The 14,280-nt window shown below is 40.0% G+C and carries 11 protein-coding genes; all 11 read left to right on the top strand.

From position 1 onward, the window contains the following. The first annotated feature begins 5 nt into the window (after positions 1-5). The 11 genes from sov to AACM45_RS06925 all read left to right on the top strand — a co-directional run bounded on the left by sov (position 6) and on the right by AACM45_RS06925 (position 14,274). Positions 6-7,223: a T9SS outer membrane translocon Sov/SprA gene (gene sov, locus AACM45_RS06975; protein ID WP_339141650.1), complete on the top strand. Its 7,218-nt coding sequence runs from the start codon at positions 6-8 to the stop codon at positions 7,221-7,223. 220 nt (positions 7,224-7,443) lie between these two features. Further along, positions 7,444-7,824, top strand: coding sequence for a glycine cleavage system protein GcvH (gcvH, locus tag AACM45_RS06970; RefSeq protein ID WP_339141649.1), 381 nt, complete (start codon positions 7,444-7,446; stop codon positions 7,822-7,824). Beyond that, the gene (locus AACM45_RS06965; protein ID WP_339141648.1) at positions 7,817-8,200 is read left to right on the top strand and encodes a VanZ family protein; all 384 of its coding nucleotides are present in this window, start codon (positions 7,817-7,819) and stop codon (positions 8,198-8,200) included. Before gcvH ends, AACM45_RS06965 begins: the two co-directional genes overlap by 8 nt. Positions 8,201-8,264: 64 nt before the next feature. Next, the gene (locus tag AACM45_RS06960; RefSeq protein ID WP_339141647.1) at positions 8,265-8,969 is read left to right on the top strand and encodes an energy transducer TonB; all 705 of its coding nucleotides are present in this window, start codon (positions 8,265-8,267) and stop codon (positions 8,967-8,969) included. Positions 8,970-9,190: 221 nt separating this feature from the next. Next, a complete protein-coding gene (cyoE, locus tag AACM45_RS06955; RefSeq protein WP_339141645.1) occupies positions 9,191-10,102 on the top strand; it encodes a heme o synthase in 912 nt (303 codons plus the stop codon). Positions 10,103-10,172: 70 nt separating this feature from the next. After that, positions 10,173-10,754 (top strand): cytochrome c oxidase subunit 3, encoded by a 582-nt coding sequence (locus AACM45_RS06950; RefSeq protein ID WP_339141643.1) that lies wholly within the window; start codon positions 10,173-10,175, stop codon positions 10,752-10,754. Positions 10,755-10,847: 93 nt separating this feature from the next. Beyond that, positions 10,848-11,822: a cytochrome c oxidase subunit 3 gene (locus AACM45_RS06945; RefSeq protein WP_339141641.1), complete on the top strand. Its 975-nt coding sequence runs from the start codon at positions 10,848-10,850 to the stop codon at positions 11,820-11,822. 57 nt (positions 11,823-11,879) lie between these two features. After that, entirely contained in the window at positions 11,880-12,263 is a 384-nt protein-coding gene (locus tag AACM45_RS06940) for a cytochrome C oxidase subunit IV family protein (protein WP_339141639.1), read from the top strand. 120 nt (positions 12,264-12,383) lie between these two features. Next, complete coding sequence (locus tag AACM45_RS06935) at positions 12,384-13,016, top strand: hypothetical protein (protein WP_339141637.1); 633 nt, start codon at positions 12,384-12,386, stop codon at positions 13,014-13,016. Beyond that, on the top strand, positions 12,997-13,740 hold the full coding sequence (locus AACM45_RS06930) for an SCO family protein (protein ID WP_339141636.1): 744 nt from the start codon (positions 12,997-12,999) through the stop codon (positions 13,738-13,740). Before AACM45_RS06935 ends, AACM45_RS06930 begins: the two co-directional genes overlap by 20 nt. Continuing rightward, the gene (locus AACM45_RS06925; RefSeq protein ID WP_339141635.1) at positions 13,741-14,274 is read left to right on the top strand and encodes a DUF420 domain-containing protein; all 534 of its coding nucleotides are present in this window, start codon (positions 13,741-13,743) and stop codon (positions 14,272-14,274) included. Positions 14,275-14,280: the final 6 nt, after the last annotated feature.

The following is a 14,280-nucleotide window of genomic DNA, read 5'->3' as shown; positions in this document are numbered from 1 at the left end:
ATAGTTTGAAAAGAGGGGCAAAACCACAACTTAAACCTGAAGGGTTTAAGCATATTTTCTTTTTATTGGTTTTTTTGGTGTCGATGAACAACATCTTAGGCCAAGATACCATTCCTACCCAAGAGGCGGACTCTGTAAAAACAGGCTTTGCGCTCGGCGAAATACTACTTGATAATCCTGATAGTATTGTTTCAAAGTACACTTACGATGCCAAAATCAACAGATATGTTTACACCGAAAGCGTAGGCGATTTTAACGTTAACTATCCGCTATTTCTTACTCCCGAACAATACTACGAATTGGTTCGAAAAGAAAGCATGAAGTCTTATTTCAAAGAAAAGATTGACGCTTTTTCGGGTAAAAAGGAAGGAAGTGAAGAAGCACGAAAGAATTTATTGCCCAATTTTTACGTAAACAACAATTTCTTTGAATCGATTTTTGGGGGTAATACCATTGAGGTGATTCCACAAGGTTCCGTAGCAATGGATCTGGGCGTTATTTGGCAGAAAAACGATAATCCTGCCCTATCACCTAGAAATAGAACCAATCTATCCTTTGATTTTGACCAACGTATCAGTCTAAGTATGTTGGGCAAAGTTGGTGAACGACTTCAAGTTACTGCCAACTATGATACTGAGGCTACGTTTGATTTTCAAAACCTTGTAAAGTTAGATTATACCCCTACCGAAGATGATATCATCAGGTCAATAGAAATTGGTAATGTGAACATGCCCCTGAACAGTTCATTGATTACTGGGGCACAGAGTCTTTTTGGGGTGAAGACCCAGTTGCAATTTGGTAGAACTACCGTTACCGCGGTTTTTTCAGAACAGCGATCTCAAAATAATACCGTAGTTGCCCAAGGTGGAGGAACCTTAAATGAATTCGCATTGACCGCACTTGATTACGATGAGGATAAGCATTTCTTTTTGTCCCAATTTTTTAGGGATAATTATGATGCCGCCTTAACGAATTACCCTTTTATTCGAAGTCAGGTACAAATTACAAGATTGGAAGTTTGGGTAACCAACAGAAGTCAACAAACCTTAAATGTGCGTAATGTCGTCGCCATTCAAGATTTAGGTGAGGCACAATTAGGTTCAGATGGCATTGAGAAAACAAGAATTGGTAGACAAAATGGTGCCCCGGCAGGATTTTTCAATTTGGTCGGCAATTCAGTACTTCCCCAAAATCAAGCCAACGACTATGATCCGGCCTTGATTGGTAACGGTGGGGCGTTGACCAGTGCAGTGAGGGATATTGCTACCGTAGACAATGGCTTTAATATTCCCGGTTATACTGCCAATCAAGGCTTTGATTATGCCATATTGGAAAACGCAAGAAAATTGGAACAAGGGCGTGATTACCAATTTGATTCGCAATTGGGTTATATTTCCTTAAATCAACGTTTGAGTAATGATGAGGTCTTAGGGGTGGCATTCCAATATACGACCTTAGATGGCGACGTGTTTCAAGTAGGGGAATTTGCAAATGGTGGAATCGAGGCAACTACGGTGACAGGTGGGGAAAACCCAATTATAGAGAATAACACCTTGATCCTGAAATTGCTTAAAAGTAACATCACCAATGTCAATGATCCGATATGGGATCTGATGATGAAGAATATCTATTCCACAGGGGCATTTCAATTGAGTCAAGAAGATTTTCGATTGAATATTTTATATTCAGATCCAACGCCCCGTAACTATATTACGCCCGTAGAACCTTTTCCAACATCCGCCGCATCACCAAATGGAAAACCTTTGGAAGAACGTATTCTTTTGGATGTGTTCAATTTAGATAGGCTGAACCTCTATAATGATGTGCAACCGGGCGGGGATGGATTCTTTGATTATGTGCCGGGCATTACGGTCGATACCCAAACAGGTAGGATTATCTTTACGAAGGTAGAACCATTTGGTGAATTTCTGTTCGACTTACTAGGTGGTGGGGTGTATGATGTTGATAATGACCAAGGTTATAATGCCAACCAAACACGCTATGTATTTCGTAATATGTATGCCAAAACGAAAGCGGCCTCGCTACAAGATGCACAGAAGAACCGTTTTCAAATCAAGGGTAGGTATAAGTCACAGGGCAATAATGGCATACCCATAGGTGCTTTTAATGTGCCCCGCGGATCTGTTCGTGTAACGGCGGGTGGTAGACAGCTGCAAGAAGGTATTGATTATACGGTCAACTATCAAGCAGGTACCGTGCAATTGTTGGATCCCAGTTTGGAGGCATCAAATACCCCGATAAATATTTCCGTAGAGAACAATGCCGTTTTCGGGCAACAAACCAGGCGTTTTACGGGAATCAACGTAGAGCATAAAATAAACGAAAATTTCGTGCTAGGTGCCACACTCTTGAACTTAAATGAGCGACCCTTGACCCAAAAATCAAATTTTGGCGTTGAACCGGTAAACAATACGATATTTGGTTTTAATGGTAATTTTAGTTCAGAGGTGCCCTTTTTAACGAGACTGGCGAACAAACTACCCAATATTGATACTGATGTACCCTCAAATATTTCCATACGGGGTGAAGTGGCCGTTTTGAAACCAAATTCACCTAGAAATGCCGATTTTGAGGGCGAGACCACTACGTACTTAGATGATTTTGAAGGTGCCCAGGCATTAATCGATATTCGTTCATCTTTAGGTTGGTCCCTTGCCAGTCCGCCTGTAGGTGTTCCGCAAAGTGAGGATGGAATCAATATAGGTTTTGAAAGGGCTAAAATGGCTTGGTATACCATTGATCCTATTTTTTATACCAATCAACGCCCAGATGGTGTTACCGATAATGATATTTCATTGAATACGACCCGTAGGGTATTCATAGATGAGGTCTTTCCGCAAGTTGACATAGCCCAGGGGCAAACTACGGTTCAGGGCACGCTGGATATTGCCTATTATCCGAATCAAAAAGGACCGTACAATGCCAATGATCAATTTGGGCAAAACCCCCAAGATAACTGGGCGGGTATTATGCGTTCGTTGAGCAGTACGAACTTTGAGCAATCGAATGTCGAATTTGTTCAGTTCTGGGTTTTAGACCCTTATGTTGATGGAGAGACCACCGGGTCAAATTCTGGGGAATTGGTATTGAACCTGGGTAATATCTCTGAAGATATTTTACCCGATGGCCGCAAACAATATGAGAATGGGCTGCCGAGTTCTACTTCGACAGAGACCCCAAGGGCGACCATATGGGGTCAAGTGCCCTCAACGCAATCTTTGGTATATGCTTTTGACGCCGATGAAACGAATAGGGCATTGCAAGATATCGGTTACGATGGCTTTGATGATGCCGCTGAAGCAACAATTTACAACGGCCCTGCAGAAGATCCAGCATTGGATAACTATGTGTACTACTTAAACCGCGAAGGAGGGATATTAGAACGTTATATTGATTTCAATAACCCTGATGGTAACTCGCCAGTTGAGGTTACCAATACCAATCGTGGTTCTACCACATTGCCCGATGTTGAAGACGTGGATCGTGACCTAACTATGAATACAATTAATAGTTACTTCGAATATCGCATACCAATAGGGCCGAATACCACTATAGATGATCAGTATGTAACCGATATTCGTGTAGGTCAAACGCCAACCTTACCCAATAATACTCAATTGAATCGAAGATGGATACAGTATAAAATTCCCTTGAGCAATTTTACCAGTGAAGTTGGGGATATAGCGGATTTTAGGTCCATCAGTTTTATGCGAATGTATATGACTGGTTTTACTGATGATATTGTATTGCGATTTGCAACATTGGATTTGGTGAGAGGTGATTGGCGAACATTCACGAGAACACTTCAACCGGATGGGGAAGATCCTGCGAATGATAATTTAACCAGCGTTGATGTAAATACTGTAAATATTGAAGAAAATAGTGGGCGCACACCAATTCCTTATGTGTTACCACCAGGTGTGATTCGTGAACAGCTAAATAACAATAATACCATAATCCGTCAAAATGAACAATCACTTTCTTTTTTAATAGAGGGCCTAGAACCTACAGATTCTAGAGGGGTTTTTAAAAATGTAAATATTGACGTACGACAGTATGAACGTATAAAAATGTTTATGCATGCCGAAAAGATTAACGAAAACGATGTGCTTGGTAGTAACAATGAAACAGAAAACCCGCCTCTAGTTGGGTTTTTAAGAGTTGGAACGGATTTTTCTGAAAATTTTTACCAAATAGAACTGCCATTGCAATTCACCTCATTTGGTTCCTCTTCTGCAGAGGATATCTGGCCAGATGTTAATGAAATTGATATTTCTTTGGCTAATCTTAATAAAATAAAATCATTACGGCTATCGCAAAGTATAAACGGAATTCCTCTGAGTGAATTAAGATTTTTTGATATTCTAGGAAGAGACGTTATAGAGGTTAATGAATTTGATGATCGGGAATTAGGGGTGTTGAGAGTCGGGATTAAGGGTAATCCATCGCTTGGTAGTATTCGCTCAATGATGATAGGGGTGAAAAACAATGCGGATTCCGATGTAAGGGGTGAGGTCTGGTTCAATGAGCTTAGATTGGCAGGTCTTGAGAATAATGGCGGTTGGGCGGCAACTGCGGCTATAGATGCAAATATGGCCGATTTTGCGAATGTCACTGCTACGGGTAGTATAAGTACTTCGGGTTTCGGCTCCATAGATCAGATGCCTAATGAAAGGGCGCGTGAAGATGCCATGTCTTACGACGTGGTAACCAATGTAAATGTTGGGCAATTGTTTCCTAAGAAATGGGGTCTTCAAATTCCCTTTAATTACGGTATTTCAGAAACATTGATTACCCCAGAATTCGATCCGGTATATGACGACCTTAAATTAGACGATTTGGTTGCGGCCGCTGCTACCCCTGACGAGGCTGAAACAACACGTGAGCAGGCAGAAGATTACACCAAGCGTACCAGTATCAATTTAATTGGGCTTCGCAAGAACCGTGGCGAAGAAGCAGACGAGAATTTCTATGATATCGAAAATTTCACGTTTAACTACTCTTATAATGAGACCGATCATAGGGATTTCGAGATAGCCGATTTACAAGATCAAAATGTGACTACGGGTTTTGTTTACAACCATAACTTTAAACCGGCACCGGTAGCCCCTTTTGCTAAAAAAGACTCTTTGTTTACCGGCGATTATTGGAAATGGTTAAAAGAATTGAATTTCAATCTATTGCCTACGAGTGTATCGTTGAATGCGAACTACAACCGATCGTTCAACCAGCAACGTTTTCGTGATGTTTTGGAACCTGGGGTCGAATCTTTGGATTTACCGCTATTGCAACAACGAAATTACCTGTTCAATTGGCAATATGCATTGAACTACAGCCTTTCGAAGTCTTTACGGGTCAATTTGACGGCATCGAATAACAACATCGTTAGAAATTATTTCAATATTGACGATGATCCCGACTCAGGTATTAATGAGGTCCTTGATTTATGGGACGGTTTCTTCGATGTTGGTGAGCCCAATCGCCATGCCCAGCAAATGCAGTTGAACTATGAATTGCCATTTGATAAATTTCCTTTTTTAAATTTTATCAATGCGCAATATACGTACACCAGTAACTTTGATTGGCAACGGGGGGGTGACGCATTGGCAGAGGTAGCCGAGGTTGAGTTAGGGGAAGGGGCCCAGATTAATACGGTACAAAACGCAAGTACCCATAATCTGACCGCGAACCTTACCATGCAAAGCTTTTATGATTTCTTGGGATTGAAAAAACGTACGGGCAAAGGTGCAACGCGTCCGGCAGTGCGAAGGGACAAAGCTGGCAATACGGCCGATGGCAAAGATGAAAAACCAAAAAAGAAAACCAGTAAGGGCTTAAATACGGCCATCGATATATTGACTATGGTCAAAAGGATCAATGTCAATTATAGCGAAAATAGGGGTAAGGTATTGCCTGGTTATACCCAATCAATCGGTTTTATCGGTACGACCAGGCCATCGTTGGGTTTTGTCTTCGGTAGCCAAAGTGATGTGCGTTTTGAAGCTGCCCGAAGGGGTTGGCTGACCACCTTTTCCGGATTTAATTCGCAATTTTTACAGAATACATCCAAACAACTTAATATTACGGCTACGGCCCAACCAACACAAGACCTGACCATTGACCTCACGGCAGACCGGCAAATTACGAACAGTTTACAAGAGACTTTCGAGGTGATTCCTGATTTGGAAAATGGAGGCTTGCAATACAATCCATTATTAGGTAACAATTTTGGTAACTTCAGTATCTCTACGGTTATGATCGGTACTGTATTTTCGAAGAGTGATGAATTCAGTTCGGCGATTTTTGATGAACTTAAAGACAATAGGTTGACCATCGCAAATCGAATTGTTTCCGATCGCAATGTCAACGTAACCGAAGTTGATGAAGATGGTTTTCCGGTAGGGTATGGTAAAACGAGTCAAGATGTATTGCTGCCCGCCTTTTTCGCGGCTATAACGGGGCAAGACGTCAATAGGGTCAATCTTGATGCTTTTCGTGAGATACCTATTCCCAATTGGAATATCAAGTTCACCGGTTTTATGAAGAACAAATGGTTTAAGAAAAAATTCAAACGTTTTTCGATACAACATGGGTATCGTTCTGCCTATAGTATAAATTCTTTTCAGACCAACTTAGAACGCAATCAACTGCTCAAAGACGGTTTAGCCCCGGTAAATTCAGAAACTGGAAATATTTTATCGGAAAACATTATTAATAACGTGGTATTGACCGATCAATTCAATCCGCTGGTTAGAATGGATTTTGAAATGAAGAATTCCCTTAGCCTATTGGCAGAGGTACGAACGGATCGAACCTTCTCTTTGAGTTTTGACAATAACCTATTAACGGAAATCAATGGTAAGGAATATACCCTTGGCTTGGGGTATCGTTTTAAAGATGTCAAGTTCGTTACCAATATTGGTGGGGAGCGAACACGATTAAAGGGGGATTTGAATTTAAAGGCAGACCTGTCGTTAAGGGATAATATTACGATTATCAGAAACCTTGATATTGACAACAATCAAATAACGGCAGGCCAAGATCTTTGGTCCATTAAATTCACGGCCGATTATGCGTTGAGCAAAAGTTTGAATGCCCTGTTTTTTTACGATCATTCTTTTTCGCAGTTCAAGGTGTCCACGGCATTTCCCCAGACTACGATAAATGCGGGCTTCACTATTAGGTATAATTTCGGCAACTAATATTGGGCGTCATTTGAATAAGCACATTCATGCTTTGTAAACAGGCAAGATAAGTTTATAGATACTACATTTAAACCCATTTTGTTGTAAATAATGGATTTTGCCTTCGGGTAAAGCTTTAAAAAAGTCGTTGCTTATCGGTGTTGTTTTTAATTCATCAAAAATCTTTGAGACGAATTTTTAATATTTTACATTTGCTTTAGTGCTAAACCATGCAAAAATGAATATACCCTCAGAATTAAAGTACACCAAAGACCACGAATGGATTAGAATCGAAGGAGATATTGCTGTAGTGGGAATTACGGATTTTGCCCAGGGAGAGTTGGGTGATATTGTTTACGTTGAAGTGGAAACCGTAGATGAAACATTGGACAAAGAAGAAGTTTTCGGTACTGTTGAAGCGGTGAAGACGGTTTCAGATTTGTTCTTGCCCTTGAGCGGTGAGATTATGGAGTTCAATGAAGGTTTGGAAGATGAACCCGAAAAGGTCAATACAGATCCTTATGGCGAAGGTTGGATGATCAAAATCAAAATTTCTGACACTACCGAAATCGATGATTTAATGACCGACTTGGAATACAAAGAATTAGTGGGTGCCTAAAAAGCATTTTTTTACGATTTTGTTTATAAGCTGGATGGTGTTGATTACACTGCTCAGCTTATTTTCTTTTCCCGGGGATGGAGAACAAAAAATATGGTTTCCCCATTTGGATAAATTTGTTCATGCCGGTTTTCATTGTGGTATCGTTATTTTGGGTTCTTTGTCCTTTAAAAAGAGTGGGGCCTCATTAAACACCATTTTTCTTGGAATTTTCATCTTTTCAGCCCTTTATGGCATACTAATTGAGTTTTTACAGTATGTCATGCCTTATGGTCGGGCCGCTGAAATTTGGGATGTTCTGGCGAATCTAACAGGGGCTTCGTTAGGTGTTTTACTCATTAAAAAGTACTTTTCACGCATTGGGAAGTTAAAATGACTCATTATAATTGCCTATATTTCGAATTAATAATTAAATTAGCGAATACTAAAAATTAAAGCACATGGAGCCAAAGAAAAATCCAAAAGCCGATGTAGGTAGAAATAGCAGCCTTTACTTTGTTATTGGCCTTGCAGTGGTAATGTTAATTGTTTGGAGGGGTTTAGAGTGGAAAAAATATGATAAGGGCAATGATTATGATTTTGCCTTGAACGTTGAAGATCAGTTGGACGAGGAAGTTCCAATGACGGAACAAATCAAAACGCCACCACCGCCACCGCCACCTGCCGCGCCGGAAGTAATCGAGGTTGTTGAGGATGAAGAGGAAGTTGAGGAAACGGTTATCGAATCAACCGAGACTAGCCAAGAAGAAGAGGTGATGGAAGTGGAAGAGGTAGAGATGGAAGAAGTGGAAGAAGACATCTCCGTTCCGTTCGCAGTAATTGAAGATGTTCCTGTGTTTCCGGGTTGTGAAGGCGCCAGTAATAAGAAAGCATGTTTTCAGGAAATGATTCAAAAACACATCCGTAAAAATTTCCGTTATCCTGAGATTGCCCAAGAAATGGGTGTTCAAGGTCGTGTTAGTGTTGTTTTCGTGATTCAAAAAGATGGAAGCATCGGTAACATTAGAATGCGTGGACCTGACAAGAACCTTGAGGCAGAGGCATTACGTATTATCAACAAGCTGCCTAAAATGACGCCAGGTAAGCAACGTGGTCGTGCCGTAAAGGTTCCTTTTAGTATTCCGATCAATTTCAAATTACAGTAGCAAAAGCTATTTAGTTCTATAACAGAAAGCCCTTGTCAATGACAAGGGCTTTCTGTTTTTTTGATAATGGCATAAAGACCGTGAATCGGTTGCAAATGATACGTGCCGACCTTATCTTTGTGGGCCCTTTAGGGATGCTATGAAATAGGTTGGGCCTGACATTATGGTATTGTCGATGGTTTGAAGAACCATTACTGACCTAGAGAAAAGAGATATAACGAATGAAGACTGCCACTGGCGAAATAAAAAAATCAAACTGGTCCTTGGTTTTTGCTGATTTTAAAGAGCTCACGAAAGTGAGGCTTGCGGTGAGTGTCGTTTTTTCTTCAATTGCAGGTTACTTTCTTGGTGCCTACGAAGTCAGTTTGTTTTCCATACTGCTTTTGGCTTTTGGGGGATATTGCATGGTTGGTGCCTCCAATGCCTATAATCAGATTATAGAAAAAGATCTCGATGCATTGATGGACCGAACAAGAAATCGGCCGATACCGGCTGGTAGGATGTCGGTGAACACTGCCCTGACGATAGCGATTGTTTTGACGGTATTGGGGGTTTTCGCATTGTATTTCCTGAATCCTCAAACTGCATTGTTCGGTGCGATTTCAATCTTTCTATATACGAGTGTATATACCCCTTTAAAAACAAAAACACCACTTGCCGTATTTGTTGGTGCGATTCCCGGTGCCATCCCTTTTATGTTGGGATGGGTGGCTGCTACCAATGATTTCGGTATTGAACCGGGAACATTGTTTATGATTCAGTTTTTTTGGCAATTCCCCCATTTTTGGGCACTAGGTTGGATGTTGGATGATGATTATAAAAATGGGGGATTTAAAATGTTGCCCACTGGTAGAAAGGACACCGGCACGATTTTACAGATTATTTTATACACTATTTGGATGATCGTGATTTCAATAATGCCCGCTTTTGGTTTTACGGGAAGGCTGCAATTATCCGTAACGGCAGCCATAGTTGTTTTTGTAATGGGGTTTGCAATGCTTGTTTTTGCCTTTGGTTTGTATGGGAAAAGGGATAATAAATCGGCACGTAAACTAATGCTGGCCAGTGTTATCTATATCACATTGATGCAAATCGTATTTGTGGTGGATAAGTTTGGCACTACCCTATTTTGAAGACTTGAAATAATTGATTGATCGGAATTTTTCGGAAAAAAGGAATCGAATTAGTTAAGAATTAAAGATTATGGATTTAACCCAAGGTACCATAGAAGAGAAGAACAGAAGGGCAAAAAAAATGATGCTTTGGTTTGGTATAGTCAGCCTTATCATGGGGTTTGCCGGTTGGACGAGTGCCTATGTCGTTAGCAGTAAAAGAGAAGATTGGCTTGATAATATTGCTTTGCCAAAAGCTTTTTTCATTAGTACCGTACTAATAGTGTTGAGCAGTTTTACCTATATCATGGCGAAAAAGGCTGTACAGGGGAATCAACAGAAGAAGTCTGGAAACTGGTTGCTCTCGACTTTAATACTTGGTATTGCCTTTATCGTACTTCAATTTATAGGGTTTTCACAAATGTTGGATAGTGGTTACTATTTTACAGGGCCCACCAGCAATATAAAAATGTCTTATGTTTTCTTAATTGCCTTTGTCCATATTTTGCATGTGGTCGCAGGTTTGATTTCATTACTGGTGGTTATCGTGCAACAGCATAAGGGGCGGTACACCCCAAAAAATCTTTTAGGCATGGAATTAGGTGCTACGTTTTGGCATTTTTTGGATATTTTGTGGGTTTATCTAATCCTATTTATGTTTTTTGTGAAATAATTTTTAGAAACATCGGTTTTCTAAACAAATTGACTTTTTCCAATACGTCAAAAGATGTATTTTTGCTAAAGTTTTATTAAAACGAATGTTTTTATGGATACAACGGTAACTACCGATAGTGAAGAAAATGTTTGGGGAGGTGGAAATAGGCCACTAGGTGCTAGTTATGGTAAACTGATGATGTGGTTTTTCATCGTTTCCGATGCACTTACGTTTTCTGGTTTTTTGGCCGCTTACGGCTTTTCAAGGTTTAAGTTTATTGAGACATGGCCAATCGCTGATGAGGTTTTTACCCACGTGCCGTTTTTTCACGGTAATTATCCGATGATCTATGTGGCCTTCATGACTTTTATTTTGATCATGTCTTCGGTGACGATGGTTTTGGCCGTTGATGCCGGTCATAAGATGAAACAGAATAGGGTTATTATCTACATGTTCTTAACCGTTATCGGTGGGGCAATATTCGTCGGTTCGCAAGCATGGGAATGGGCAACATTTATAAAGGGTGATTATGGGGCCCTCGAAACCAAAGGAGGAAGAATTTTACAATTTGTAAAGGCAGACTCCGGTGAACGGGCCGCAGTTGGAGAGTTTGCAGTTGCCTTAAAAGAAGAAAGGGTGCGCAACACCAGGGATAAAGGGGTTTGGTATACCGATGAGGCCGCCTTGACCAGTGTATCCTTAAATGAGGTTATTGCCGGTTTCAAAGCGGATCCCAACATTTTAATTCGCACCGAGACGATTAATGAGGAAGGGGAGAAGACCTTACTGACCAGAGAGCAGTCCTTAAATAAATTGAAAGATGCCGTCAGGGTAGTTGAAGGGGCAAACTTGGTCAGAAATGAGTATGGTAGCCGATTGTTTGCAGACTTTTTCTTTTTTATAACAGGTTTTCATGGCTTTCACGTTTTTTCAGGTGTGGTAATCAATATCATTATTTTCTTGAATGTGATATTGGGTACTTATGAAAAACGAGGGCATTACGAAATGGTCGAAAAGGTTGGTCTCTACTGGCACTTTGTAGACCTTGTTTGGGTTTTTGTATTTACATTCTTTTATTTGGTATAAAGCACGCATCCGTTTCTGAATATAATTAGGAAACCGATACACATATTTTGAAGACATATGGCACACGAACATAAATTGGAAATTTTTAGGGGCTTACTCAAATTTAAGTCCAATACCCAGAAGATTTGGGGGGTTTTGATTTTTTTATCCATTGTAACCGCCGTTGAGGTAGTCTTAGGTATTTTTAAGCCTGCGTTTCTAATAGGCACCTCCTTTTTGGGGATGAAACTACTAAACTGGATTTTCATTATTTTAACACTCGTAAAGGCTTATTATATCGCTTGGGACTTTATGCATTTACGCGATGAGAAAAGTTCTTTACGAAGGGCAATTGTCTGGACGCCTATTTTCTTGGTATCCTATTTAGTATTCATTTTACTGTTTGAGGCGACCTATATATACGATATATTCAAAACAGGTTTCTTAGCTTGGGAATTTTAGTTAAGATTTCTTAATAGAAGGTATATAAAGGCAGTTTTTTGACTGCCTTTTTTTATTTTTGCTAAGGCGAAAATTTATTTTGATAGCTGTATGGATTTGGTAGTGTTTTAAACCCTTCTTGTGAAAAAAACCATTGTTCTCGTTGCCTTATTTATCTTACCATTGGTTGCTTATCTTTTTTTCGCCTCAGGCGTGAACAACTTTGGAAAACTTCCTGTTTTAACAAAAGAAATTCCTGATATCATTTCGATTGATGGTGCAACGACATTTGAAAACAAGATTACCATACTTGGTTTTTTGGGTGCTGATATCGATAACATAAAGGGTAATGCTTTTAACCTAAATCAAAAAATATACAAACGTTTTCATGAGTTCAACGATTTTCAATTGGTAATGTTCGTCCCCTTGGGTAATGAAGCCAAGATTACAGAACTTAAGGGGGAACTGGGTAAGTTGTCACCAATAACCAATTGGAACTTCGTCTTCGCTTCGACAAGTAAGATAGAAGAAGTGTTCGCCAGCTTAAAAACGGATTTATCCTTAAATAAGGATTTTGGGGTTTCTGAAGTGTTCATCATAGATAAAAATAGAAACTTAAGGGGTAGGGACGATGATGAGGATGTGGGGGTCAAATATGGGTTCAATACCACATCGGTTGCAGAGCTTAATAATAAAATGGAAGATGATGTTAAGATCATACTTGCCGAATATAGACTTGCCTTAAAGAAGAACGATGCCAACAGGAGCAAATAAGAAGCAACAATATACCTACGTTTGGGTTTCTTTGATAGTATTAATATTTGGGGTCTTTGCCGTATATGAGATTACAAAAAGACTTAAAACGGGTACGGTAATAGAGAATGATCGCATGGCCGGCACAACATCAGTTATGCCATTGTCATACGTAACCTCAAATGGCAAAAAAAGGGCAGTACCATCCTTCTCTTTCTTGAACCAAGATAGTGTGCTGATTTCAAATAAGGATTATCTGGGTAAAGTATATGTAGTGGATTTTTTCTTCACCACATGCCCGACTATTTGCCCGGTAATGAGCAGTAACCTAGAAGAACTGCAAGCTACCTTTAAGGATGAGGGCGAATTCGGAATCGCTTCATTTACCATCAACCCCAGATACGATAAGCCAAGTGTTTTGAAAGACTACGCAAAAAAGTACAATGCTTCGAATACCAAATGGAATTTTTTGACCGGTAATCAAGAAGAAATTTATGACCTGGCCCGCACGGGTTTTTATATTTTGGCAAATGAAGCAAATGATGCACCTGGTGGATTTGAGCATTCTGGAATGTTTGCTTTGGTGGATAAACAAGGTTTTATCAGGTCAAGAACCGATAGTTACGGAAATCCGATAATATACTATAGGGGAACCATCACCGAGAAACAAGGGGTCAACAAAGAGGGAGAGGCACAACAGATTACCATATTGAAAGAAGATATCAAAAAATTATTGGCAGAATAGATGGGAGTATTAGCTAAAGACGAAAAGAAGATTAAAATCTGGATTACGGTTTTGTCCATAGCAATACCATTGGTAGTGGCATTCCTATTTGGGTATAAAATACCCGACGCCGAACCATTGACTTTTTTGCCACCGATTTATGCAGGTATAAACGGCTTGACGGCTGTCTTGTTGATTGTTGCCGTAACCGCCATTAAAAACGGTAAACGTAAATTGCACCAAAACCTGATGATGACCTGCATTGCCCTATCCGTACTTTTTTTGGCAATGTACGTCGCATACCATATGACCGCTACATCCACATCCTTTGGGGGCGAAGGTATGATACGGTATGTATATTTTTTCATTTTGTTAAGCCATATCGTACTTTCAATAGTAATAATTCCCTTGGTTTTGATAACGTATAGCAAAACCTACTTAAATGATTTTGAGTCCCATAGGTTATGGGCGAAGTATACATTTCCTATTTGGCTATATGTTGCGGTGACGGGTGTTGTGGTATATTTAATGATTTCCCCATATTATGTACACTAAAATGGT

This window comes from Croceitalea sp. MTPC5 (genome assembly GCF_036985505.1).
In the GTDB taxonomy this organism is placed as follows: Bacteria; Bacteroidota; Bacteroidia; order Flavobacteriales; family Flavobacteriaceae; genus Croceitalea.
Note: the sequence above shows the minus strand (reverse complement) of the source record. Positions and strands in the feature narration are given on the sequence as shown.